Annotated in this window: 17 protein-coding genes and 1 tRNA gene; 4 read left to right on the forward strand and 14 right to left on the reverse strand. The window is 69.1% G+C overall.

Going from position 1 to position 25806, the window contains the following annotated elements; translation table 11 throughout:
* Nucleotides 1–8 precede the first annotated feature (8 nt).
* From LRG10_RS00895 to LRG10_RS00940, 10 genes are all read right to left on the reverse strand, one after another.
* The gene (locus LRG10_RS00895) at nt 9–671 is read right to left on the reverse strand and encodes an MOSC domain-containing protein (protein ID WP_201171253.1); all 663 of its coding nucleotides are present in this window, start codon (nt 669–671) and stop codon (nt 9–11) included.
* The gene (locus LRG10_RS00900; RefSeq protein WP_238634439.1) at nt 668–1546 is read right to left on the reverse strand and encodes a ribonuclease H-like domain-containing protein; all 879 of its coding nucleotides are present in this window, start codon (nt 1544–1546) and stop codon (nt 668–670) included. The genes LRG10_RS00895 and LRG10_RS00900 overlap by 4 nt, the downstream gene beginning before the upstream one ends.
* A 22-nt stretch (nt 1547–1568) precedes the next feature.
* Entirely contained in the window at nt 1569–2390 is an 822-nt protein-coding gene (locus tag LRG10_RS00905) for a TlpA disulfide reductase family protein (RefSeq protein WP_201171272.1), read from the reverse strand.
* Nucleotides 2387–3010 carry a gamma-glutamylcyclotransferase gene (locus tag LRG10_RS00910; RefSeq protein WP_238632517.1) on the reverse strand — a complete coding sequence of 208 codons (624 nt, stop codon included), beginning with the start codon at nt 3008–3010 and terminating at the stop codon, nt 2387–2389. The genes LRG10_RS00905 and LRG10_RS00910 overlap by 4 nt, the downstream gene beginning before the upstream one ends.
* A 19-nt stretch (nt 3011–3029) precedes the next feature.
* A complete protein-coding gene (locus tag LRG10_RS00915; RefSeq protein WP_238634441.1) occupies nt 3030–5003 on the reverse strand; it encodes a bifunctional diguanylate cyclase/phosphodiesterase in 1974 nt (657 codons plus the stop codon).
* 176 nt (nt 5004–5179) lie between these two features.
* On the reverse strand, nt 5180–5911 hold the full coding sequence (locus LRG10_RS00920) for a sulfite exporter TauE/SafE family protein (protein WP_201171280.1): 732 nt from the start codon (nt 5909–5911) through the stop codon (nt 5180–5182).
* A gap of 75 nt (nt 5912–5986) precedes the next feature.
* Nucleotides 5987–7420, reverse strand: a complete 1434-nt coding sequence (locus tag LRG10_RS00925; protein ID WP_238634443.1) for a coniferyl aldehyde dehydrogenase — start codon at nt 7418–7420, stop codon at nt 5987–5989.
* Nucleotides 7421–7468: 48 nt separating this feature from the next.
* Complete coding sequence (locus LRG10_RS00930; protein WP_201242963.1) at nt 7469–9892, reverse strand: DEAD/DEAH box helicase; 2424 nt, start codon at nt 9890–9892, stop codon at nt 7469–7471.
* A gap of 73 nt (nt 9893–9965) precedes the next feature.
* Complete coding sequence (locus LRG10_RS13195) at nt 9966–12053, reverse strand: ATP-dependent helicase (protein WP_238634444.1); 2088 nt, start codon at nt 12051–12053, stop codon at nt 9966–9968.
* 3 nt (nt 12054–12056) lie between these two features.
* Nucleotides 12057–12638, reverse strand: a complete 582-nt coding sequence (locus LRG10_RS00940; protein ID WP_201171289.1) for a DUF1439 domain-containing protein — start codon at nt 12636–12638, stop codon at nt 12057–12059.
* 391 nt (nt 12639–13029) lie between these two features.
* Here LRG10_RS00940 and LRG10_RS00945 point away from each other — a divergent pair, with 391 nt between their 5' ends.
* Genes LRG10_RS00945 through LRG10_RS00955 form a run of 3 tightly spaced genes read left to right on the forward strand, consistent with a single transcriptional unit; the run spans nt 13030 to nt 18346 of the window.
* Nucleotides 13030–14301, forward strand: coding sequence for a metallophosphoesterase (locus tag LRG10_RS00945; protein WP_201242965.1), 1272 nt, complete (start codon nt 13030–13032; stop codon nt 14299–14301).
* Complete coding sequence (locus LRG10_RS00950; RefSeq protein WP_238634446.1) at nt 14298–17834, forward strand: hypothetical protein; 3537 nt, start codon at nt 14298–14300, stop codon at nt 17832–17834. The genes LRG10_RS00945 and LRG10_RS00950 overlap by 4 nt, the downstream gene beginning before the upstream one ends.
* A complete protein-coding gene (locus LRG10_RS00955; protein WP_201171298.1) occupies nt 17831–18346 on the forward strand; it encodes a SprT-like domain-containing protein in 516 nt (171 codons plus the stop codon). The genes LRG10_RS00950 and LRG10_RS00955 overlap by 4 nt, the downstream gene beginning before the upstream one ends.
* A gap of 29 nt (nt 18347–18375) precedes the next feature.
* Here LRG10_RS00955 and queA read toward each other — a convergent pair whose 3' ends face one another.
* Nucleotides 18376–19413 carry a tRNA preQ1(34) S-adenosylmethionine ribosyltransferase-isomerase QueA gene (gene queA, locus LRG10_RS00960; protein WP_238634447.1) on the reverse strand — a complete coding sequence of 346 codons (1038 nt, stop codon included), beginning with the start codon at nt 19411–19413 and terminating at the stop codon, nt 18376–18378.
* On the reverse strand, nt 19410–21431 hold the full coding sequence (locus LRG10_RS00965) for a methyl-accepting chemotaxis protein (protein WP_238634448.1): 2022 nt from the start codon (nt 21429–21431) through the stop codon (nt 19410–19412). The genes queA and LRG10_RS00965 overlap by 4 nt, the downstream gene beginning before the upstream one ends.
* A gap of 176 nt (nt 21432–21607) precedes the next feature.
* On the opposite strand from LRG10_RS00965, the gene LRG10_RS00970 reads away from it, so the two are divergent.
* Nucleotides 21608–21693: transfer RNA gene (locus tag LRG10_RS00970), tRNA-Leu, on the forward strand.
* Between the two features lie 597 nt (nt 21694–22290).
* Here the strand turns inward: LRG10_RS00970 and prsT are convergent.
* Nucleotides 22291–24696, reverse strand: a complete 2406-nt coding sequence (gene prsT / locus LRG10_RS00975; RefSeq protein WP_238634449.1) for an XrtA/PEP-CTERM system TPR-repeat protein PrsT — start codon at nt 24694–24696, stop codon at nt 22291–22293.
* 93 nt (nt 24697–24789) lie between these two features.
* Nucleotides 24790–25599: a DUF1194 domain-containing protein gene (locus tag LRG10_RS00980; RefSeq protein ID WP_238634450.1), complete on the reverse strand. Its 810-nt coding sequence runs from the start codon at nt 25597–25599 to the stop codon at nt 24790–24792.
* Nucleotides 25600–25806: the final 207 nt, after the last annotated feature.

Raw genomic sequence — 25806 nt, forward strand, 5'->3', positions numbered from 1 at the left:
CGGGCGCATCAGAGGCGACCCTGGCGCTGCAGCCACACCACACGCTGCTGGAAGCGATCGCGCCACGCCGCCGCCAGCTCCGGCATCTCGGCGGCCAGGGCCATACGCTCCGGATCCGCCTGCGGCTCGCGATGCAGCGCCCAGAGTTCATCCATCGTCAGCCGCTGCGGGTGGCTCGTGCACCGCTCCAGGGCCGCCCCCGGCTCGACCGTACCCGGCTCGATGACCCGGTAGAGCCAACCGGTCCGCCCGGTCTCGACCATGGTCCGCGCCATGCGCTCGACGTCGAACCGGCGATCCACCTTCCAGCAGGGCAGCCGCGGCTGCGATACCTCGATCAATGCCGCACCGAGACGGAAACGATCCCCCACGGCGACATCGCCCTCCAGCCACCCTTCGGTGGACAGGTTCTCGCCGAACGCCCCGGGAACAAAGCGGTGCGCCGCCGTCGGGAACCGTTGCGACCACCACGGCAGATGCTCGGCAGGATAGTGATTGACGGCCCGCTCGGGGCCACCGTGGACGCGCCGGTCGGCGTGGTGATCCCCTTCCAGGCCCTCCGGCCCCAACCAGCAGGCGGCGGCAATCTCCTGCTTGTAGAAGCCCGTGGGATGGCGATCCGGCGGCAGCGCCCCCGGCCCACCGGCGAAGACCCGCGCGTTCGTCGTCACGGGGCTCTACCCTCCTCGCAGTAGGCCCGATCCAGTGCCGCCCAGAGGGCCGCAAGGGCCAGGATATCGTCGCTGTTATGACGCACCACGGCCGGCAGCTGTCGCGGATCGCCCCGTTGTAGGAAATCGAGCCAGGCCGCCGGCGCCTCGGCACCGGGCAGATCGTCGAGCCGCTCGTGACCGAGGAGCCGGCGCTCAGCGGTCGCCAGGCGGCAATTGGGCCAGCGGCTGCGGAAGATCCGCCGTGTCGGATGCAGCAGATCCAGGTGCTCCCGGTTGTCCAGGCCCAAGTCGACCCCGTGGAGCCGCGCACGGCTCTTGAGCAACGGGGCATCGAAGGACTTCCCGTTATAGGTCACCAGTGCCTGCGTCTCATCCAGCACCTGGCCCAGCCTCGCCAGCAGCGCCGGCTCGCCGCTAAACCCGGTCAGCAGCCAGTGGCGCACTGTCAGGCCGCCGCCCCCCAGACTGCCGACGCCGATCAGGAACACCACGGTGCCGGCCCCGCCCGCCAACCCGGTGGTTTCCGTATCCAGCAGCAGCGCCCGCTGCGGGTCCAGCCCGCCCCCCTCCGGCACCCCATCCAGGCGCCCCGCGAGCGGTGCCAAGGGCTGCTGCCCGTAGGCCGTCTCCAGCCCAACCACGCGCTCGACTTCGACCAGCCCGGGCGCGCACACTGCACCACCAAGCTGCTCGGCCACCGCCTGATCACCGGGGCGCTGACCACCGGCTCGCGACGCCGAGCGCCGCTGTCGCGTTTGGACACGCGCCAGGCGCTCGCGCACCCCCGGTGTCGCCGGCTGCTCCGGCGACACCGCCGCCGGACGCCCACCGGCCTGGGCCCGCAGCCGGTCGATCCGCTTGGACAGGCTCACTGCTTCGCTTCCCTCCCTCGAGTCAACGCAGGCGCTCCAGCCCCCGTTCCAGCGAGGCGCTCGATACCTGGCCGGTGTGGGAGTCGACCAACTGGCCGTGTTCATCGTAGAAGAAGGTGGCGGGCAGACCGCGGGTGCCGGTGGCATCACTCCAGCGCTGGTGCGGATCCATCAGGATGTTCTCCAGCGATGGCGCATGCTCTTCCAGGTAGCCCTGCACCTGACCGGCATCCTCGCCCTGGTTGACGAAGACGAACTTGACGCCATCCTCGCGTTCCTGCGCCTGCTCGAAGACTGGCTTCTCCTGCTGGCAGGCCGGGCACCACGTCGCCCATAGATTGACCACCACGGGCTGGCCGGTCTCATCGATCAGGCTGGGCAGATCCGTGCGCTCGCCCTCCAGGGTGCTCACCGCAACCTCCGGCGCCGATCGGGATTGCTGATCGATCACCAGCAGCGGGCCCGCGGTCACTCCCCAGACGATGCCGCCGGCGACCACCGCCGTCGTCAGGGCCCGGCGCTGCTGGGGAACCCGCCAGAAACGCCAGACCAGGTAGGCCAGACCGGCGACAACACCACCGAGGGGATCGAAGCCGCCGTCGCGGATATCCACCACCCCCCAGAGGCTGTCGAAGCTCTCCCAGTAGTGGACGACGAACAGCAGCCGCGCCCCCACCAGCCCAACCAGGACCAGGCTGAACAGGCTGTCGCTGACCCGCACACCGCTGCGCCGAGCGGCCAGGCCACCGGCGACCAGGGCGACGGCCAAGGCCAGAACAAGCAGGATCTGTCCGATGGAGAGCACAAGGGGGCCCAGCGCCACCGTCTGATTCAGGACACTCATGGGCGGACGACTCCGGTTGAATGGGGAAAAAACTCCTCGATGGCCTCCTCCAGGGCGAACACGTGCCGATCCTCCTCGCCCAGGGCGCGCAGGGCCCGCGCCAGCTCGATCAGGTAGTCGCGGTTGGGACCGCTCGGACCGCTGCAGCTGGCAATCTGCCGGGCCATCTCCGGAATCGGCGCAGGCCCGAGGAACGCCGGGTTATCCGCGGTAGCGATGTAGACCAGCCCCCGACCCTCGCCGCCATCCAGAAACCGCAGCGGCGTGGTCAAGCGGAGGTAGCCGTTCTTCTCACGCAGATCCAGCGGTCCCAGGGCCTCGGGCGGGATCCGGTAGGCCATGCCGACACAGCGCACCCCCGGGGCTTCGATCAGGGTGGCCACCCGCCCGGGCGCCTCCGGCGTACCCCGGTGATCGTGGGAGCCCTGCCAGAAACGGCGCTTCCAGCCGTGGATAGCAGCCGGACGGCACTCGAAGTACGGGAAATCGGCCTTGTAGATCAGGGAACCGTATCCGAACAGCCAATGATGGCCCTGATCGGGGAGTGGCTGGTGCTGCCGGTTGATCGCCCTAGTATCCGCAACCATGCCGTCGAGGATACCAGACCTTCGCCGCCGCACTCTGCCCGCCTCGGGCGATCTACCCCGCGCCGAAGAGCCGGGGAGTGACCTGTGCGGCCGGCTCCGGGCGCGCGAAGAAGAACCCCTGGCCCAGCGGGCAACCTTCATGCAGCAGGATATCGCGCTGCTCACGGGTCTCGATGCCCTCGGCGAGCACCGAGAACCCCAGGCTAACGCCGAGATCGATGATTGCCCGGTTGATCTTGATCTGGGTCGCATCCGACGGCAGGCCCCGCACGAAGGAGCGATCGATCTTGAGCTGGTCGATGGGCAGACCGCGCAGGTAGCTCAACGACGAGTACCCCGTACCAAAATCATCCAGGGCGATCAGCACGCCCCGGGCGCGCAGGGCCTCGAGCTGGGCCACCACCGTGCGATCCTGCTCCATCAGGACGCTCTCGGTGATCTCCAGCGCCAGCACCTCGGGCGGGACACCGGCGTGCGCCAGGGCATGCTCCACATCGTCGACCAGGCCGCCGCCGACGAGCTGCGGTGCCGAGACGTTCACGCCGACGCGGCCGAACGCCAACCCGGCATCCCGCCAGGCCCGCGCCTGCTCGCAAGCCTGGCGCAGCACCCAGCGGCCCAGCTCGCCAATAAGCCCCACCCGCTCGGCAACCGGCACAAACTGCGCCGGAGAGACCCAACCACGCTCCGGATGCTCCCAGCGCAGCAGCGCCTCGGCCCCGACCCAGCGGCCACTGCTCAGCTCCGTCTGCAGCTGGAAGTGCAGCGCCAGCGCATTCGACTCCATGGCCTGCCGCAACTGCGAGCCGAGCTCCAGGCGCTCGCGGGCCTCGGTCGTCAGCTCCTCGCTGAAGAAGCGCAGACTGACGCCCTCCTGACGGGCCTGGTACATGGCGGCATCGGCCTGCTGCACGAGCTGCGCCGCGGAAGCGGCCGGCTCCGGATAGCTGCTGACCCCCACGCGCAGGTGGATGGGCACCTCCTGGCCCTGCACCTCGAACGGCGCCCCGGTCACCTCGAGGAAGCGACGGGCCAGCTCGGTGGCGTCACCGGCGGTCCGCAACCGGGGGAGAACGACGGCAAACTCGTCCCCGCCGAGCCGCGCGACCTGCACCGGGCCGCACAGTTGCGAGGGCACATGAACCTCGCTAAGCCGCTGACCCAACCGTTTGAGCACGTCATCACCGGCCTGGTGGCCATAGCTGTCGTTGATCGTCCGGAAGTCGTTGACATCGATGACCACCAGCCCCAGGGGCGCCCAGGGCGGAAGCGCCTCGAGAGTGCGGGCCAGGCGATCCTGGAAGAGCATACGGAGCGATTCGCGGTTGGTGACGTCGTGGAGGTTGATCACCCACGCGCTCCTGCCTTCCCAACCGATGGGCTGGGCGCCCATCTCCACCGTCCGTAAGCCACCCCCGGGGGCAAACAGCTCGACCTGCTGCGGCGCCCCCTGGGGAATCGCCTGGCCGAACCAAGCCCCGACCAGCGCCTGCGGATCCTGCCCGAGAAACCGCCCGGCAGCCGCGTTGGCATAGAGGATGCGACCCTCCGTATCGACGATCACGATCCCCTCTGCGGTGCTGGCCAACAACTGGTGGTACTGCCAGTCGCGCTCGTGCAGGGCCTCGCGGACCGCCTCGCGCTCCGTCACATCCTCCAGGATGTGCAGCGAGTAGGCGTAGCGACCCGCCTCGTCCACCACCGGGTAGGCCCGCGACTGCAGGATCTCGCCCGCGTCCAGGACAAGGTCACAGCACGGCTCCTGCGGGGCGACATCAGCGGAACGCGCAGCTGCGAAGGCCCGCATCCCCGCGGCACAGCGGGGTAGCGGCCCCTCGCGCACGGGGAACACCTCCCAGTAGCAGCGTCCCAGCGCCTCATCGGCCCGGCAGCCGGCCCGCTCCAGATAGGCGGCATTGGCGCCGAGGATGCGGTACTCGTGGTCGTGGACAAAGGCCGCATGGGCAATCGCCTCAATCGGGACCGGCCAGCCCGCCACTCCCTGCTGTCGCTTATCGCGCCCCATCACCTCCACCAGAGGGTCGCCGTCGCCCGACCGGCCGGCACCGGGAGGACGGCCCGCCGCCATCGAACCGGTTCAAGGATAGCCGCGCGGTGTGCAGCAGCACGCCCTTCAGGGCGAACACCCCCGCAGCCGCAAGCACCACACCCCACGCCATCGCGTCCATTCCGCCCTCGCACTCAACCCAGCGCGCGTACACCGTCGACAATCACCGCGACAGCCGACAGCGTACACAGAATCAGGAGAATCGGTCGAATCCGGCCGGCATCCACCCAGTGGAGGATCGACCCAGAGATCCACAGCCCCAGCAACGCCGCCGGCGTAACAGCCAGGGAGAGCATGAGTTCGTCGTGGCCGAAATACCCCAGCAGGACCATCCCCAGCAACGAGACCACCGAGCCGACCAGGAAATACCCCCCCAAATTGGCCCGGATATGCGGTCCCCGGGCGTGCTGATAGAGCAGTGCCATCGGCGGACCGCCCACCGAGGTCGCCGTACCCATGAAACCGGAGAGGAACCCGGCCCCCAGAAGCCGGTTGCGGGTCGGGCGGATATCCCCGGGGAGCAGGCTGACCACCACACCCAACAACACCGCCACCCCGAGAACCAGCGACAGCATCCACTGCGATGCCACCGCAAGCAGCCCAAAGGCCGCCACCATCCCCGGCATGCGTCCGATCACCGCGGCCCCGAGTTCGCCGATGGCCAGCCCCGCCCGATTGCGCCAAAGGATGATCGCCGAGATGACCATGGCCACGAAGAGCACCGGCCCAGGGATGAAGGCCGGGTCGATGAGAAACAGCAGCGGGGCAGCGAAGATCGCCAGCCCGAAGCCCAAGGCCCCCTGGAGCAGACTGCCAATGGCCACCAGCAGGGAAGCGAGCGCGAGTTCGAGGGGAGGCAGGGGCAAGAACGGACTCCGGCGGCTTCGTGAAGGCGGAAGTCTATCACCCCGCCACGCGGGGACGCCGGACGCCGCCGGGGGTCAGCGCACCATCAGCCGCCGGACCCAGCGGTGAATCCTGCGCCCGTAGGGCGGCTCGACCAGGCGCGCGCTGTTCCACCGCCCCTTGCGCAGGACCGCTTTCTCGTTCGAGAACGTCCGGAAGCCTTCGAAGCCGTGATAAAGCCCCATCCCCGACGCCCCCACACCGCCGAAGGGCAGGTTGTCCTGGGCTACATGGAGCACGGTGTCGTTGATACACACCCCACCGGAGTGGCTACGATCGAGCACCTGTTGCTGACGGCGGCGATCGTGCCCGAAGTAGTAGAGCGCCAGCGGGCGCGGTCGCGCGCGGATGTAGGCCAGCGCCTGTTCCAGGTCCGCCACGGTGACCACGGGCAGCACCGGACCGAAGATCTCCTCCTCCAGCACCCGCGCGGAAGCCGGGGCATCCAGCACCAGCCAGGGAGGCATACGACCCGACTCTGGGGCGTTTTCGACCGCCTCGGCCATGGACACCAGCTCCGCACCCTGCTCCCGGGCATCGGTGAGCAGCGCCTCCAGACGCTCGCGGTGCTGACGGGTGATCACAGCGGCGTAGTCGGGATTGTGCAACGGATCGGGATAGAGGCGCGTAGCCGCCCGGCGCAACGCGTCCACCAGGGCGTCACGCCGATCCGGCGTGCACAGCACATAGTCCGGCGCAATGCAGGTCTGGCCCGCATTGAGCAGCTTGCCGTAGGCGATCCGCCCGGCCGCCGTATCGAGATCGGCGTCCCCATCGACGACCGCCGGCGACTTGCCCCCCAACTCCAGGGTCACCGGGGTGAGGTGGGCCGCCGCGGCGGCCATCACCTGGCGTCCCACGGCGGTGGAGCCAGTAAAGAGCAGATGATCGAAAGGCAGCGCCGCGAACGCCCGGCTCACCGACTCACCACCCTCAACCACGGCCACCTCCTCGGCGGAGAAGGCCTGACGAATCACGCTGCCGAGCACCGCGTTGGTCGCCGGCGTCAGCTCGGAGAGCTTGAGCAGCACCCGATTACCCGCCGCCAGCGCCCCGGTCAGCGGGCTCAGGGCCAGGTAGACCGGGTAGTTCCACGGCACCATGATGCCCACCACACCCAAGGGCTGGTCGTGCACCCAGGCCGAGGCCGGCTGCATGAGCGGGTGGGGCCAGCGCCGGCGGGGACGCATCCAGCGGCGCAGATGGCGCTGCGCGTGGCGGATCCCGGTCAGCGCCGGCAGCAGGTCCACGGTGGTCGACTCCTCCACCGAGCGCCCCCCGAAGTCCTCGTCCAGCGCCGCCGTCAACGCCTCCCGATGGTCGAGCACCGCTCGGCGCAACCGATCCAGTCGCCCCCGGCGCACCGCCAGACCGGGCGCCGGATCCGCGGCGAAGGCCTGGCGCTGGCGATCCAGCAACGTCTGCAACTCCGCGGCTTGATCCTCCGGCATGGGGGTGTGTTCGCCCATCCTGTCTCCGCCTCTTCTCCGTTCAGGGGCGCTAGGAATCGTTCGTGCTCATTGCAGGGCCCCGCTTGCATCCGGGTCCGCGGCCGGGCCGCTGCCCATCAGCAGCTCAAGCACCGTCAGCGCCGCAGCCCGCGGCGACTGCCCGCGGGTCTCCTCCGAGGCCAGCACCGGCCCCACACAGGCCGGACAGCCGTGGGTGCAAGCGCACCCCTGGACCAGGTCGTGGGCATCGGCCACCACGGCGGCCCGCTGGTCGAACAGCGGCGCCGAGAGCCCCACACCCCCCGGGTAGTTGTCGTAGAGGAAGACCGCCGGCTGGAACCGCTCGGCCTCCTCAACCCCGCGCACCTCGCCGCTGGCATCCCGGAGCTGGCCGCGCCCGCGTGGACCGGTGACGGCGAACCACTCGGCGTCCCCATCGCCCACGGCACGGCCCAGATCACCGGGCTCGGACATCAGGCGCAGCGCCGCCACATGGTGCAGGGCGTAGGCCGCGCCGAGGAACCCATCCAGCGCGCGGTGGCGCGTCTGGAAGGCCCGCTCCAGCGCACCCGGCTCGATGGTCCACCAGGCCGCCGTGGTGTGCATCTCCTGATCGGGGAGTTCGATCTCCCCGAAGCCGATGTTCTCGTGGGTGTAATAGCGAATCTTCTTGTAACCGGCGATGCGCCGGACCAGGTGCACCTCACCGCGGGCGGCCTCGGCATCGCCACCGCGCTGGCCCTCGAAACGCTCGAGGATCTTGAGCCGGCTGTAGTCGATGGCATCGGTGTAGTAATCGGCCCGCGTCTCCCGGACGTAGGCCTTGCGGCCGTCCCAGTCGAGACGCTCCACCTGGTAGGGGCGCGCCTGGATCATATAGATGGCGCCCTCGTAGAGCGTCATCGGTGCGGCGGTGTAGTCCACCTCGGCGATCACCCGCTGGGCGCCGTCGGTGGTGTCGATGACCACGAAATTGCCGTCGGCCACCGAGCGCAGGCTGACCTCGCTGGCCGGGTAGCTGTCCGCCACCCAGTGCCAACGCTCACCCTCGCGGTGGAGCACCCCCTGCTCGACCAGGTAATCGAGCAGTTCCTCCAGATCCTCGCCGCCGAAGGTCTCACCGCGGCGAAAGGGGAGCTCGAAGGCGGCGCAGCGCACGTGATCGAGCAGGATCAGCAGCTGGTCCGGGTCGATGCGCGCGTGCTCCGGCGAGGCACCCAGGAAGAAGTCCGGGTTGCGGACCATGTACTGATCCAGCGGCTCGCTGGTGGCCACGACGATGCCCAGCGCGGTGCGGTTGCGCCGCCCGGCCCGGCCGAGCCGCTGCCAGGTGCCGGCGATGGTCCCTGGGTAGCCGTTGAGCACCGCCACGTCGAGGCTGCCGATATCCACCCCGAGCTCCAGCGCCGAAGTGGCCACCACGCACTCGACGTCGCCGGCGCGCAGGGCCTGCTCGGTCTGCCGGCGCTCGGTGGGCAGGTAACCGCCTCGGTAGGCGGCCACCCGCGGTGGCCGGCGCGGGTCCTTGTCGAAGACGTCCTTCAGATACTTGGTCAGCACCTCGACCATCAGCCGGCTGCGGGCAAAGAGGATGCTCTTCAGGCCACTGCGCACGGCCAGACGCGCGATGCGGGTGGTCTGCGAGCGCGCCGAGGCGCGGATCCCCAGATCGGGGTCGATCACCGGTGGGTTCCACAGCAGCAGCCGCTTCTCTCCGGCCGGGGCGCCGCTTTCGGTGATGGCCTCGACGCCTGACTCACCGATCAACCGCCCGGCCAGCTCGCCCGGGTTGGCGATGGTCGCCGAGGTGAAGATGAAGACCGGATCAGCCCCGTAGAAACGGCAGATGCGCCGCAACCGCCGGAACAGATTGGCCACGTGGGACCCGAACACTCCCCGATAGGTGTGCACTTCGTCCACCACCACGTAGCGCAGCTGCTCGAACAGCTGCGCCCACTTGGTGTGGTGGGGCAGCACTCCCTGGTGGAGCATATCCGGATTGGAGACGACGATATCGCCCTTGGTCCGCACCGCCTTGCGGGCATCCCCCGGAGTGTCGCCGTCGAAGGTAAAGGCGCGCAGCCCCAGCCCGCCGGCCTGATTGAGCTCGTGCAACTCGGCCACCTGATCCTGGGCCAGCGCCTTGGTGGGAAAGAGGTAGAGGGCCTTGCCACCGCCGGTCAGCGCCTCGTGGAGGACCGGCAGGTTGTAGCAGAGCGTCTTGCCCGAGGCGGTCGGGGTGACCACCACCGTATGCCGCCCGGCGCGGATCCGCTCCCACGCCTGGCGCTGATGGCTGTAGAGCTGCTCGATACCGCGCTGGCGCAGCGCTGTGACCAGGGCCGGGGCCAGCTCCTCGGGCAATCCCGCAGTGCGCGCCGGACGGGCGGGCAACACCAGCTCGCCGGCGATCCGCTCGCGGTAACGCCGCTGCAGCCGCCCGGCCAGCCCGCGGACCGGATCCTGCTCACCCTCTGTGCGCTTGGCCAACGTCTCTCCCCCACAACGGCTCACCCCCGGCGCGCTCCGAGCCTAAGCACTGCACCCGGCGGCGTAAACGGATTCAGCCGAGGACCACCTCGTGCGCTTGCAAGGCCGCCAGATAATCGCCAACGACCTGCGTACGCAGCCGCTTATCAGGCACCTCTCCTCGATCCAGGGCCGCCCCGGCAGCGGTGGAGCGCTCCGGCTGCGCCTCGGCGAGAAAGCGCGAGGCCACCGCCCGGTGCGGATCGAACTGCTCCGCACGGCCGCGCTGCAACGCCCGCTCCAGACGCGGGTCTTGGGGATGGACCAAATAGAGCCGCTGCTGGGCCCGGGTCACCGCCACATAAAACAGCCGCCGCTCGGCCTCCAGATCCGCCGCCGTGGCCTCACCGGCGCCGTAGGGAAAGGTCCCCTCCGCCAGCCCGGGGACGATCACCACGGGCCACTCCAGCCCCTTGGCCCGGTGAATGGAGGTCACCCGCACGGCCTGCTCGGGGGGCGCGTCCTGCCACTGCGCCGAGCGGGCGATGAGCTCGTCGCAGCGCTCCAGGAACTCGGTCAGTCCCCAACCGCCACTGGCGGCGAAACGGCGCAGGGCGTCGACCATCATGGTGCGGTCGGTGGCCGTCTCAGCGCTCGGCGAGCCGCTGGCGATGGCCTCATAGAGCGACAGCTCGGTGACGATCTCATCGAGCACATCGGCCACCGGATCGTCGCGCCGGAATGCCCCCAGGGCCTCCAGAGAAGCCATCCGCTGGCGCAGCCGCCGCGCCTTCCAGCGGGGCAGATCCCCGGCGGCACGTGAGAGGCTGCGGGTCAGCGGCAGGCGGGCATCGGCATAACCGTGCGCGACCGTCTGCGCCTCCGGCCGGCGTAGACCGGCCACCGGCAGCATCAGCATCTCGGTCAGCAGCTCCCGCGGGCCGGCACCATCGGGCAGCGGCTCGCGCAGCATTCCGGCGGCATACCGCAGGTAACCGAGGAGCGCCCGGATCTCGCGACGCTGGAAGAGCCCGGCGCGCCCCTCCAGACGCAGCGGCACCCCGGCCTCGAGCAGCTCCAGCTCCAGCGGCGCGGCCAGGCTATAGAGCCGGACCAGAACCGCCACCTCACTCAGGCTCCCCCCGGCGGCCCGATGCTCGGCGAGGATGCGCCGGTAGAGCTCCGGGTCACTGTCGACGCACCGGCGCACCTCGGTGGCCGGATTATCGGGCGCCGCCAGGCAGAGCTTGCCGTCCCGCTGTCGGTTGCGCACCACCGAGTGGTTGCCCAGCAACGCCACGGTGTGGCCGAAACGGAAGGTGTGCGGCAGGGTGTAGCTGGCGGCACCGGGGAAGTCCTCGTCGAAACGGCGCACGATGTACTCCGGCCGCGCCCCGCGCCACTGGTAGACGCACTGATCCGGGTCACCGACGACCATCACCGCAGCCCGCTCACCGGCGATGCAGCGGATCAGCTGCTGCTGCGCCTCGTTGACGTCCTGATACTCGTCGATGATGACGTGATCGAAGTGATTCCGGAAGCGCCGGGCCAGGGCCTCGTCGGCCAACAGAGCCTGGACTGGCTCGTGGATCAAGTCATTGAGAAGGCGCAGCTGCTGGTCGTCGCGCAGGGCCTCGAAGCGCCGGTAGGCCTCGAGATAATGGCCCGGCAGCGACGTGCCCAGCAGGGCGGGGGCCTCGGCATGGATGACGGACGCCTCGCGGGTATCGGCCTTGACCACGTCGACGAAGGCCAGGAAGGCATCGACGGCATCGTCTTCCACCGCCTCCGCCTCGTCCCGATCCTCCAGCGCGGCCTCCAGCGCATTGCGCGCCAGCTTGCGGGCGACCCAGTCGGCACTCTCGAGCCGGCGCCGTGGCACCACCCCCTCGGCCTCGAGCCGCTGGAGCAGCCGGTAGCCCGCGCTATGGAAGGTCTGTACCGAGACCCGCGCCGGCGAGCCGGCCTCGCGGATGGCCACCGTCAAGCGACGCTCGAAGTCCTCCCGGGCCGAGCGGTTGAACATCAGGACCCGGATTCGTGCCGGGTCCGCGCCGCGGCGCAGCAACTCGATCACCCGGGCCACCAGGGTCGCCGTCTTGCCGGACCCGGCCGCAGCGCTCACCCGGGCGTGCCCACCCGGGTGCTCGATGACCTGCCTCTGTTCGGGGGTGAATGCCACGGTCTAGCGCGGCCTTAGCACAAGCCGCCCCGGCTCGACCCGCACCTCCGCCGGGACCCGACCCAGGACCCTCCCGGTGGCGCTGTCGCGCTCGATCTCGTAGACCGGGGTCCGCTCCAGGTGTTCGCCGACCAGGCCGACCACCGGATCGACGAGTTCCGTCACCTCGCCGTTGAACCAGCGCGACTCCACCCGGCTGGTCACCAGTTCCAGCTCCCGGACGTAGACCGCACCGGCCTCATGGTCATAATCCGGCAGGCCGCGCAGGCGCAGCGCCACGCCCGCGGACTCCTGCCCCATGAGCAGGTCCACGCCGGCACGCCCCAGGATATCGAGCTGGATTCGGTCCGGCGCCTCTTCCGGACCCAGGGTGACATCGGCGGTGCGCACCGAGAAGTCGAAGGCCGCTAGCGGGCTCTGCAGACGCACATCCCGCAGCGCTTCCAACCGGGTATCGAGGTGGGCCTGGACCTCGTCCTGCTCCACCGAATAGCTAACCAGCTGCGCGCAACCGGACAGGACCGGGAGCGCCAACACGAAAAGCATGCGGCACAGCGCTCCGCTCAGGGATCGCCGACGGTTCACCAGAGCCACCTCCTTCTGCGCGGCGAGGGCCGGCGCTGGACGGCGCGAGGCACGTCCGGCACCACGGACGCACCTAGTATAAAGGCTTTCGGCCAGGAGGCGGGCCCCGCGGGCGGGTGGTCGTCCTTGACCACCCCGCCCCAGGCCCCTACATTCGGCGGGATTCACCGCGGATCTCCCTATCCGCCCCTATCGGGCTCTCACGCCGTTGCTCGGGGTGGCTCGGCAAGCTCCCTTTGCCGAATGCGGGGTTAACGATACCCGCCCCGCGATCCCCCGCGCATGCGACACCTCTGATGGATGCATCTTCCTGCATCCGTTTGTCGACAAGCGCTGCTTGCCGCTTGCGGGTGTTAGCATAAATGGGTTTCCACCACATAATGGGAAAACCGTGCCCGCGCGCATTCTTGCCATCGGCGATCTGCACTTGGGGCGCCGCCCGAGCCGCATCCCCTCGACCATCGATCCGGCCGGCCGTCTGACCCCGGCGGCTGCCTGGGCCATGTGCGTGGAGCGTGCCGTGCGGGACGGTGCCGACGCCGTCCTGCTGGCCGGAGACGTCGTTGAGGACAGCGACGACCTCTATGAGGCGTTCCCCGATCTGCGCAGCGGCGTGGAGCGCCTGGCTGCCCACGGCATCCCGGTCGCCGGCGTCTCCGGGAACCACGACGGCGACGTCCTACCCCGCCTGGCCGAGAGCCTCCCGGCCTTTCAACTGCTCGGTCACAACGGCACCTGGGAAACCGTCGAAATCGGCGGGGTGGAGATCCTCGGCTGGTCCTTCCCCGGCACCACCGCCCCCGACAGCCCCCTGGCGCACCCTGTCCCGCGGCGGACCGGCACCCGGCCACGCATCGGCCTGCTCCACTGCGACCGGGACCAGACCGGCAGCCGCTATGCGCCGGTGCGCTCGGCGGATCTGGAAGCCGCGGACACCGACGCCTGGCTGCTTGGCCACATCCACCGTCCGGACATGCTGAGCGGCCCCCGGCCCATCGGCTATCTAGGCAGCGTGCTCGGCCTCGACCCCGGCGAACCGGGCGCCCGCGGCCCCTGGTGGATCCAGGTCGACGGTCCCGGGCGCATCGAGGCCGAGCATGTCCCGCTGGCCCCGCTGCGCTGGGAGTCGCTGGCGGTCAGCGCCGACAGCATCGACCACGCCGATGAGCTCCACCCACGGGTGATGGCGGCGCTTGACGCCCTCCACCTGGAGCTGAGCCGCAACGGCGCCGAAGCCCAGGCGGTGGGTTGCCGGCTGCAGATCACCGGGCGCCCCGCACCCGGTGCCGGAATCGAGGCGCGCCTGCAGGAGACCGGTCTGGCCGAGCTCCACGAGGTGCGCGATGGGGTCCACTACTTTGTCGAGGCCGTGCGCATGGCCACGGAGCCAGCGCTCGACCTGGAACGCCTGGCACAGGGCAGCGATCCGGTTGGACTCCTGGCACGGCGCCTACTGATCCTGCGGCGCCAGCCGGGCGATGCCGAGCGTGCCGAACTGATCCGCCGCGCCCGGCCGGAACTCGAGGCGGTCGCCCGGCAGCGCACTTTCTGGGGGCTGGAGTCTCCCCGCCTGGACGAGGCGCGCATCGCCGAAGCCCTCGAACAGGCTGCCCGCCAGGCCCTGGAGCGCCTCCTGGCCCAGGACCGGGAGGCCGCATCGTGAGACTGCGCCGGCTGCGAATCCTGCGCCTGCCCGGCATCGATCCGGGCTTCACCGTCGAGGATACCGCCGACGGGCTGCAGCTGATCGTCGGCCCCAATGCCTCGGGCAAGAGCAGCCTGATCCGTGCCCTTCGCGCCCTGCTTGAGCCGGGGCGGCGCATAGCGGGCACGGTGCACCTGGAAGCCGACGTGGAAACGGCCGCCGGACCCATGAAGGTCACCCGGGTCGGCGACCGGGTCACCTGGTACCGCGACGGCGCCCCGGCCGATCCGCCGGCCCTGCCCCCGCCCCACCTGCTCGGTTGCTACGCCCTGCAGGTGGAAGGACTGACCGATCCGGGGGCCACCGACGCCGAAATCGGCCGAGAGCTGGTCCGCGAACTCGCCGGCGGGTATGACCTGGCGGCGCTGACCGCCCAGAACGGCCCGTTCCACCTCAAGCGCAACCACGGCGATGCCGAGGCCCGCGCCCTGGAACGGGCGCGCAAGGAGTGGCGGGAGCGGCGCCATGAACACGAGAACCTGATCGCCGACGAGCAGCGCCTGGCGGAGCTCGAGGCGGAGTACCGCGCCGCCGAGCAGGCCCGACACGAGGCCGAGCAGCTGCGCCAGGCCGGCGAACTGGCGGCGGCGCGGACCGAGCTGCGACGCATCGACGACCAGCTGGCGCACTTCCCCACCGGGATGGACCACCTGCACGGCGACGAACTCCAGCGCCTGGAGCAGGAAGAGGCGGCCCGGGACCGCATCCACACCGAGCAGGAGAAACTCGCCGAGGCGGAACAGGCCTGCGCCCGGCAGCTGGCCGATACCCGCCTGCCCGATGCCGCCCCCGACGCTGAGACCCTGCAGCGCCACCGGCAGCTGCTGCGCGAACTCAGCGAACGCGAGCGGGAGGGCCGCCAGGCCGAGGAGGATGCTGCCGCCGCCCGGCGGCGGCAGCAGGAGATCGCCGAGGCCCTCGGCGCCCCGGAACCCGCCGCCGTGCGCATCGACCCGGCGGCGCTGCGCACCCTGGAGGAGCAGCTGGAGCCGTACCAGCGCGCGGAGGCGGAGCTAACCGCCCTGGAACGGGAGCTGACCCGCCTCGCCGATCCGGACCATCCCCGCCTGCCCCGGGCCGAAACGGTGCGCGCCGGACGGCGCGAGCTGATCCACTGGCTCAGCGCCCGCCAGCCGACCCGCCCCGGCATCCTCGCCGGCACGGCCGGCGTGCTGGGCATGGGCGCCCCGCCGGCGCTGGTCGGCACCCTCTTCTGGCTCGAGCCGCAGTGGCAGTGGCATCCCGGTTGGGTGGCGGCCGCCGTCGGTACCACCGCAGCCTTGATCTACGCCGCCAGCGCGGTCCTGCGTGCGCCTCAGGCCGACGCGCTGCGCGATGCCGCCCGGCGACGCTACCCGACCGAGCTCCCCCAGCCCCGCACCTGGGAACACGAGGCCGTCGGCTCCTGCCTGGAACAACTCGACGCCCTGCTCCACGCCGCGGAGCGGCGCGAACAGCACAACCAGCGCGCCGCCGAACAGCAACGGTGCAAGCGCGAGCTGCAAGGCCTGCGCGAGGATCTCTCGCGCCGCGCCCGCCAGCTCGGCGGCGACGGCAACCGGTTGGCAGCGAGCACCCTGCACTACCTGCAGAGCCTACGCGACTGGAACCAGGCCGCCGCCGACCGGGCCAAGGCCGAAGCCCGGCGCGAGGCGCGCCGCAACGAGGCCGAGCGCCTGCGCACCGAGATCGGCGACTTCCTGAAGACCTGGCAGTCCTTGCCTCCAGATGGCGGTGACGACGTCGAGGCCCTGATTGCCGCCGTCGACGCGCTGGCCAACCGGGCGCAGCAGCGCACCGAGGCGCTGCGCCAGCAGCAGGACCTGGAGCGCTGGCGGGCCGATCTGGCTCGACAGACCGAGGAGCGGTGCCAGGCCATCGAACAGCTCTTTGCCCGCGCCGGGATCACCGACCAGGATCGGGACACGCTGCACCGGCGACTGGAGCAGCGCCCGGAGTGGCAGCAGCTCCAGGAACAGCGCCGTCAGTGGCAGGCCGAAGAGCAGGCCGCCCGCCGCGCCCTGGCCGACGCCCCGGAGCTCCTCGAACGCGCCGGACAGGTCTCGGCCGAAACCCTGCACGCCGAGGCCGCCGATCGCCTGGCGCGGGCCGGCGACGCGCAGCAGATCAGCGAGACCATCGGCTCGATCCGGCAACGGATCCGTGACGTCCAGCAGACCCGCCCGCTGGAACAGGCCCGCGCCGAAATCCAGGCCGCCAGCGATGCGCTGGGTGAACGCCTGCAAGAGGCACTGATCAGCCACGCCGGGCGCTGGCTGATGGACGATGTCCGCCAGGAGCACACCAGCGAACGCCGCCCCGAAGCACTTCGCCGGGCGGAGGCGTGGCTGCAGCGCTTCACCGACCACCAGTACACGTTGCGCTTTGTGCCCGATGCCGACGGCAACGGCCGTTTCCTGGCCCGGGATCAACACGCCGGCACCGACCGCAGCCTGGCCGAGCTGTCCACCGGCACACGCATGCAGCTGCTGCTGGCCGTGCGGGTCGCCTTCGCCCTGGAGGCCGAGCGCGGCCGCGAGCCGCTGCCGCTGTTCCTCGACGAGGCCCTGACCACCACCGACCACGACCGCTTCGCCGCCGTGGCCGGCGCCCTGACCACCCTGGCCGAGGAGGACGGGCGGCAGATCTTCTACCTCAGCGCCCAGACCACCGAGCCGCAGCTCTGGCGCCAGGCGGGCGTCGAGCCGCCGGTGATCGACCTGGCCGAGGTCCGCCGCCTGGCCCGCGGCAGCGCCTCCGCCGGGGATCTTTCCCTGCCGCAGCGCCACCCACTGCCGGCGCCGGAGGACCACACCGCGGCCAGCTACGGGGCCGCGCTGGAGGCCCCATGGATCGATCCCTGGCAGGGCACCGGGGCCATCCACCTCTTCCACGTCCTGCGCGACGATCTCGACCGGTTGCACCGGATCCTCGCCGCCGGCTTCGAGTACCTCGGCCCGCTGCGCGGCCTGCTCGACAGCGACGCGGCGCAGACGCTGTTCACCGCGCAGGAACGCGCCGAGCTGGCCGTACGGATCATCGTCGCCGAGGCGTGGCTGGAGGCCTACGCCATCGGTCGCGGCACTCCCATCGACCGGGCCAGCCTGGCCGCCGCGGCGCCCATCGCCGGCAGCAAGATGTGCGACGACGTGGCCGCACTGGCCGACGGCCACCAGGGCGACGCCGCCGCCATCCTCCAGGCGCTGGAGAACAAGGCCGTCCCCGGCTTCCTAACGCGCAAGATCGGCGAGCTGCGCGAATGGCTCGAACAACAGGGCTACCTCGACCCCCGCCCGCCGAGCCGCCGCGAGGATCGCCTGCAGCGGGCCCTGAGCGCCGCCGGCGGGGCGATCCACGAGGAGACCGTCACTGCCGCGCAGGTCCGTCGCTGGGTGGATCAGCTGGAGGCGGGGCTGGCCCCCTTGCAAGAGGAGCACCCCGATGGGAGCGCCGCGACCACCGAGCCAGGGACCGCGGAGGCCTCCTCGTGAACGCGCCGGGGTCGGTGGCCGAACGGGCCCGGGTGGTGGAACGGGAGACCGGGGCGTGGTGGGAGCGGTTCGGCGCCACCTACCCCGCGCTGCGCCAGGCCTCTACGCCACGGGTCGAGTGGCTGCGCCGCGGCTCGACTGCCGGCCGGGCCGACCTGCGCCGCTGGGTGGTGGCCTTCAATCGGCCCATGCTCCGGCGCGAGGACGGCTTTCGCATCATCCTGCCGGATACCGTGGTCCATGAGCTGGCCCACCTGGCCGCCTTCCACCTCTACGACAGCCGCGGCCACGACGCCGCCTGGCGCGGGATGATGGAGCGCATGGGCATCCCGCCACGGCGCACCCACGACCTCGACATCACCGGCCTGCCCGGGGTCCAGCGCCGCTGGCGCTACCGCTGCGGCTGCGGCGAGGTGCAGCTGAGCACCACCCGCCACAACCGCATTCTGCGCGGCACCCAGATCTACCGCTGCACCCGCTGTCACCGGCAGCTCGAACGCGCCGACGACTAGCCGGACCGCGATGCCGGTGCCCGAGCGGATCAGATCAGCAGCATGGCATCGCCGTAGCTGAAGAAGCGGTACTCCTCGGCAACGGCGTGGCGGTAGGCGGCCATGACCGATTCGTAACCGCCGAAGGCGCTGACCAGCATCAGCAGCGTCGACTCGGGCAGGTGGAAGTTGGTGAGCAACCCGTCCACGACACGGAACCGGTAGCCCGGCGTGATGAAAAGCCGCGTCTCGCCACTGTGGGGTGCCAGCTCCCCGTCGGCCGCCGCACTCTCCAGCGCGCGGACCACTGTGGTCCCCACCGCCACCACCCGGCCGCCGCGCTCGTGGGTGGCGTTCACCGCCGCCACTGTCTCGGCGCCGACCTCTAGCCGCTCGGCGTGCATGGTGTGGGCACTCAGGTCGTCGCTCTCCACCGGGGCGAAGGTCCCGGCCCCCACATGCAGGGTCACCCGGGCTGTCTCCACCCCATCGGCACGCAGGCGCTCGAGCATGGCGTCATCGAAGTGCAGCCCCGCCGTCGGCGCGGCCACGGCCCCGGGGCGGGCGGCGAAGACGGTCTGATAGCGGGTGCGGTCCCCCTCATCATCCGGCCGGCGGATATAGGGCGGCAGCGGCACATGACCGACCCGCTCCAGATAGCCCCACAGACTCTCGGTCAGGCCGGTCAGGTGCAGGCGAAAGAAGCGGCCCTCGCGCCCGAGCACTTCGGCCTGCACCCCCTCCGCCAGCTCCAGCCGGCCACCGGGCTTCGGCGCCCGGTTGGCGCGCAGCTGACAGATCAGTACCCCGGAGGCGGCATCCTCCACTCGCTCGATGAAGACCTCGACCCGCGCCCCGGTGGGCTTGGCCGCCTCCAGCCGCGCCGGGATGACCCGGGTGTCGTTGAGCACCAGCAGATCCCCGGGGCGCAGGTAGTCGGGCAGATCGGCAAAGCGGCGGTCGGCCAGCGCCCCATCCTCGGTGCGCAGCACCAGCATCCGGCTGTCGGATCGCCGCGCTGCCGGCCGATGGGCGATCAGCCCTTCGGGCAAGTCGTAATGGAAGTCGCTGCGCCGCCACTCGGTCACGATCGTTCGCTGCCCTCATCAATCTTGAACTGTTGAACAAGCGCCTGCAGCCCCTCGGCCTCGCGGCGCAGTTGCTGGGCCGTCTGCGCCGCCTGATTGACGCCGCCGCTGGTCTGCTGGGTGACCTGATTGACCGCATCCACATTCTGGGCGATCTCGGCGGCGACGTTGGACTGCTGCTCGGCGGCAGTGGCGATGGACTGCACGTTCTCGGCCACGCTCTGCGCCTTTTCGACGATCCGCTGCAGCGCCGCCCCGGCCGCCTCGGCCTGCCCCAACCCTTCGTTGACCTGCCCCGAACTCTGCTCCATGCCCGTGACGGCCGTATCGGTGCGCTCCTGGATCTGCTGCAGTGCCTCGGAGACCTGCCGCGTGGCGTCCACCGTCCGCTGGGACAGAGAGCGTACTTCGTCGGCCACCACGGCGAAACCGCGCCCCTGCTCACCGGCGCGGGCCGCCTCGATGGCGGCGTTGAGCGCCAGCAGGTTGGTCTGCTCGGCGATCCCGTCGATCATCGAGATGATCTCGCCGATCTGCTCGCCGCTGCGCCCGAGGGCGGTCACCGCCTCGCTGGCCCGCTCGACACTGGCGGCCACCTCGTGCATTCGCGTCACCAGCCCCTGGACCGTCTCCTGGCCGTCGGTGGCCGTCTCGCCGGCCTGCACGGCGGCCGTGGCCGCCTCGCTGGTCTGGCGCGAGACATCGTGGATCGAGCTCGACATCTCCTCGATGGCGCTGGAGACCTGCTGGGTCTGGTCCGACTGCTCGACCATACCCGATTCGATCTGGGCATTGCTGGCGGCGATCCGCGCCACACCGTCCGTAACATCCCGGCTGGCCCCGGAGAGCTGCACGATCATGCCGTGGATCCGGTCCATCAGGCGATTGAACCAGTAGCCGACCTCGCCCAGCTCATCGGCACGGCGCTCATCCACCCGGCGGGTCAGATCGCCGTCGCCCTCGGCGATATCGCGCAGCCCATGAACCAACTGACCCAGCGGCCGGGTCAGCGACCGCGTCGTCCACGCCGCCGTACCGAAGGCCAGCAAGCCGACCAGCAAAAGACCGATGACGAGGGTCGCCCCCGCCTCCCGGACAACTCCGACCACACCGTCGCTGGCCCGCTCACCAATCTCGGCGGTGTGCCCGGCCAGCTCGGATACCGCAGCCAGGGCCCGGGCGCTGGTCTCGGCGCGCTCCTCGCGCAGCTCGGCCAGCTCCTCCTGCGCCTCGGCCAGCCCCGTCGCGTAATCCTGATACTCGACAATCGCGTCGTTGATCTCCTCGAGGAGCTGCCGCTCCTGCTCGTCGGCAGCGGTGGCGCGCAGGATGCTGAAGTGCACCTGCACCTGCCCAAACCCCGGCAGGGCCCCCTGCAGACGGGTCGGGTCGCGCGTCTCCAGCGAGTGCAGGGCAGCCCGGTGGATATCGCCGGTGACCATGCGGATCTCGTTGAGCCGGGAGAGATCCTGCAACCGTTGCCCGCGAGCCTCGGCGGCGCTCTGCCCGGCCGGCGCCTGGAAACCCGCCGCCTGGGCGGCCTCCACGCGCTCGCGCTGATCATCCAGCAGGTACTGCGTCTCCTCCAGGGCAATGGTCGCCGTGCGCAGAAGGCCCTCCCGCATCTCCCGCAGCCGCCGGACGGCCTCCGCGGTAGCGTCGGTGGCCTGCCGGTAGGCGTCCATCGCCGCCTCGGCCTCCTCGGCGAACTCGGCGATGCGACCGGCGCGCGCCGCGCGCACCTGCTCGATCTGCGCCACCGCCTCCTCGTGCGCCTCGGCGGCGCGCTCGGCGGCCTCGGGCGCGTGGGTCAACCCGTACTCCTGCCAGCGCTGGGCACTCTGCTGGACGTGTGCCTCGATCTGGCGCGCCGCCAGCAGCTCCGGCAGCACCTCCTCGCGGAGCTCCGAGGCGTGATCGTCGATGGTGCCCAGCTGCCAGATGGCCACCGCACCCAACGTGCCGGCCAGACCGATCACCAGGCCGAATCCCGTCCCCAACTTCCAACGGATGCGCATGCGTTGCTCCTTATCCCCGGCCGTGAACACCGCCACGCGGCAGCCCAACCACCTCACGACCGACCACGCGACTGACTGCATCATCACCCTTGGCGACCACCGACCGGATTCCTTGAACTTGCTATCCTCCCGGCGGCTGGCCGGCGCCGCGTGGCGTGGTATAATTTCGACGCTACGCCGGGATGGCGGAACTGGTAGACGCGCTCGACTCAAAATCGAGTGGGCATCGCCCATGTGGGTTCGAGTCCCACTCCCGGCACCATGCATTGCGTGAAAACAGCAACCTGGAAACGCACGGGCGCTCTGCCCCACATCCTACCCAACGACCCTCAAGGCCTTGGGGCGAGCTACTCTGTAGCGGATAATACGGGCTCATCCCGGCGAGGCGCTCAAGGGACTCTGTCTCGAGCCGAGCTACGCTACGTCCTGGCAGCCACGCACTGACGTTACCGGGCTCCCTCAAGGATGAACACCTCGGGCTTTAGCGAACGCGACATCTGCACCAAGTACATCATCCCCGCGCTCCGCAACGCCCCGGCTGGGACGAGATCGAGCAGATCCTGGAAGAAGTCATCTTCACCAAGGGACGTATCACGGTCCTTGGCAAGCTTGTATCTGTTTAACTGGGGGGCTGGTCCGTACACCGAATAAGCAAGTCCGCCCAGACTGCAGCGACCGCTCCCGTGCATCCAGACGGGATCAAAAGGATACGTACGAAACATAACGCACTGGCTCCGCGGTCAGGGCAGGTCTATCCATGATGTCTAGACTGAGCTGAGTGGGGCCTCCATACCGAGCTGAAAACCGTTTCCTCACGAGCGAGGAAGGATGCAGGCCCGGCATTTCCCGCCCCGATTCCCTACCGATCAAGCTCCTCCAGCAGCATCCGGGCATCTGCATGTATGCTGGACGGTGTTTCTCTGTCGTCGTCCACAATGAAGTTGAGATGGTGTCGGGCCTGATCGTCCCGCCCCAGCCGCACGAGCGCTTCAGCGTAACGATACCGAACCGAGACTTCGTCTGGCCGTGCTTGCTGGGCCAGCCGCAAGTACTCTGCCGCCTCTTCCAACTCGCCGTTGTCTAACAAGATCATTCCAAGAGTGCCCTGGAAGTGGGGGTTGTTCGGCTCTAAACGCAGTGCGTCTCGGGCGTGCGCTTCGGCCCGCTCGTCCCCGAGCTGGTGCCGGGCGTACGCAAGGCTGTTGTGAACCGCTGCCGTTTCGGCATGGCTCTCTATTACGGCTTGGAAGTGATTCGTGGCTTCGTTGTAACGGCTGTCGGCCAGCAGGGCTGAGCCCAATAGCCAGCGGGTTTGAGCGTCGTCCGGGCGTTGCTCCAACAACGATGTGAAAAGGCGGGCGGCGCTAGCGTTCTGACCAGCCATCAAACGAGCCCGGGCAGTGAGCTCCAGCCATGCAGGGTTGGACCCGTGTACCTCACGCAGTGGCTCAAGGAGGGTGATGGCCTCCCGTGGCTTGCCGCCGTCCATGCGGTGGCGAGCGAGCACAAGACGGGGGCGCAATGCCTCGGGATGCGCGTCCTTGGCGCGGTTAAGCAGCGCCTCGCTGCGCTGATCGTGCCCCATTTCAGCCTCGAAGCGCGCAAGCTCCAAGAGCAGATCAAGGTCGTCGGTGCGGACTGTCAAGGCGCTCTGGAGGTGCTCGCGGGCCGCGTCTGTATTTCCCTGAACCTGTGCCAGCATTGCCAAGTTGCGGGTCGCTAGGAAATCGCCCGGCGCGTATTGCAAAGCAGTCGTGAAGGCGTCCCTGGCGCTGTCAGGACGTTGCAGTCCGAGCAGTGCCGTGCCAGCGAGATTGTGGGCCACAGCTTCATCGGGATGGCGTTCCACGAGGTCCTCAGCCTCCTCCAACGCCTCCTGATAGAGGCTGTTCTCCAGGTAATGCACAATTAATGTAACTCTCGGCTCAAGGGCATCGGGCGCCATCTCCTGAGCCGTCTGCAGCTGTTCGATGGCGAGATCGGCCTCGCCACCGGCCAAGTGGGCGCGGGCCAAGGTCAGTCGGCCCCTCACCGATTGCGGTTGGCTTTGTGCCCACGCCACCAAGCGGGGTAAGCCGTCATCGAGTCGGCCTACGGCTAATTCGAGACGGGCCAGCTGATGGATCGATGCCAAGTCTCCGGGGTTCGTATCGATGAGTTCCTGCAACAAACGCTCGGCATTGGCCGTATCACCGCGGCCCTCCCGCAATGCGGCCAACACTCTTACCGCCGGCGGAAAGCCAGGATGTTGTTGGAGAACCTGTTCGAGGCGGGATTCCGCCTGTGCTGAGGAGCCACGGCCGAAGTGCGCCAAGCCAGCGAAGAGAACCGAGGAATGGTGGTCCGGCATGCGCCGCAGCACGTCTTCAAACTCATCTGCCGCGGCCGCGAAGTCGTCCGCGAAAAAGTGAGTTACGCCGCGGAGGTAGGCAGCGTGGGGGAGTTGCCTGTCGTGCCCTTCCAGCGCTTGTGCGTCCTCCCGGGCTCCTTCCAAATCGCCCCTCTGCAACCGAAGTAGCCCCCGATGGAAGCGGCCAGCATCGGCGGTTTGCTGGTCCTCGATGCTGCGGGTAAAGGCTGCCTCGGCGGCATTGGGGTTGGTGGACTGCTCTAGTTCGCCAAGCAGTCTCCACGCCGGCCCATAGCTCTCGTCGTGCTCGAGCGCCGACTTAACGAGTTTTCGAGCTTCCGCCTTGTCCCCCGATATGGCCCGCATGCGGGCCACCCCGACCATAGCGCTGAGGCGTTCAGGGTCGTTCCGCAATGCCTGACGATACGCCGCTTCTGCTTCCATAATGCGGTTCTCGGAGGCGAGGGCGTGACCGCGTAGCAGTGCCGCGTCCAAGTGGTGCTCAGCCGCGCTGAAGGAGGTGTTCACGGTTTGCAGCGTGTCCTCAGCGCGGCGCGCTTGCCAGTAGGCGCGCCCCAAATCCAAGCGGATCTCGTCGTCCACATCCCCGCCGGATCTCTCCTGGGCTCGCTCCAAGGCGCGGATGGCGTCCTCGGTGCGCCCCAAGCTCAAATAGATAACCCCGAGCCGGTGGTGAGCATCAATGTTTTCGGGGTTTTGCCGAAGCGCGCTACGCAGTTCGATGGCTTCGGCTTCGGGGTTGCCTTCAGCTTGGTAATGGGCGGCACGCTCCAAATGTTCCTCTTCGCTCATCTGGGTTGGCCCGCAGCCCGTCACGGCCCCGAAAAGCAGCAGTGCGACGATCCCGACAACGGATCTTGCGCAATGTTCCGATCTCCTTCGGTGCTGATTCATGCTACCCCTCCCAATGCGCGCGGACCGTCGAACCGCAGTTGGCAACGGCCGGGAAAGGTCCCGGCCGTCGGTTCACCCTCTTTTCCTGGTTAGTTAGGCCATTACCGTAGGTCTCTGTGCCGGAGCACCTGCAATCCGGCGGCTGAAACGCCCGCCACCGGCAAGCAGCACCAACCCTAGGCCGAAGAGCGCCGCGGTGCCGGGTACCGGTACTCCGTTGGGGTCGATTTCGCGCTGAAGCTTTAACAGAATGGCATCTTCGAAGTCCTCGAAGGTATCGGCAGTCAAAACGAAGCTGCTGTCACCGCCGATGACGTTGTTTGCGAAGTAATCGGTGAGGCTGATGCTGGTGACCTCCTCAATAGCGATGCCATTGATGGTCATTCCTGCGGCTACGGCGTCGTCTCGCGCATCTGCGGGGTCGCCGGAAGTGTTGTCGGTGCCATCGCCGGAGATATCAATGATCTGTCGCGTGCCTGCGAAGTCATTGTTTTGGATGGAGTCAACTGACCAGTCGATGGCTTGTGAGATGCCGGTCAAGTCACTGAAGGCCCTGGTTGTCGCCTCGATGGTGTCGGCAAAGGCGTTGGCCTCCGCTGCTGAGCCAATTTGTGTCCAGCCGACCTGCTGCGACTGCTGGGTCGCTCCTGACCACTCCATGTAGGTCGTGGCGATAGAGCCGATAACGCCACTGCCGATGGCGCTGTGGACCAGCGGATTGCGGAACGCCTCAATATAGCCGGTCTTTTGTGCTTGATAGCGGGGGGCGTTGACGCTGCCGGAGACATCCACCGCTAGCACCAGCTCCAGGTCAACAGGAATAGGATCGGCAGCGGCATGCATGGGTACCCCTACAGCCACTGCCAGCAGTGATGCGGATAGTGCGGATCGAATCTTGTTCATGATGACACCCCATAATGTGATTGGCGTGACCCTTGGCTGCCATTGCGAGACCTGCCGACGCTGGTTGCCCGAGTGCGCTTGGAAGCGTCGTGACGGCGTCGGCACCGGACTACGAGCAAGCCTCGTGCCGATTTTTCTTCTTTTTTTATTTCAAAGCGTTGTCGATTTCCATGTTGGGAAAAATGGAATCGGTGTAAGAATCATTGA

The sequence above is a fragment of the Halorhodospira sp. 9628 genome (assembly GCF_022228075.1).
Classification (GTDB): domain Bacteria; phylum Pseudomonadota; class Gammaproteobacteria; order Nitrococcales; family Halorhodospiraceae; genus Halorhodospira; species Halorhodospira halophila_A.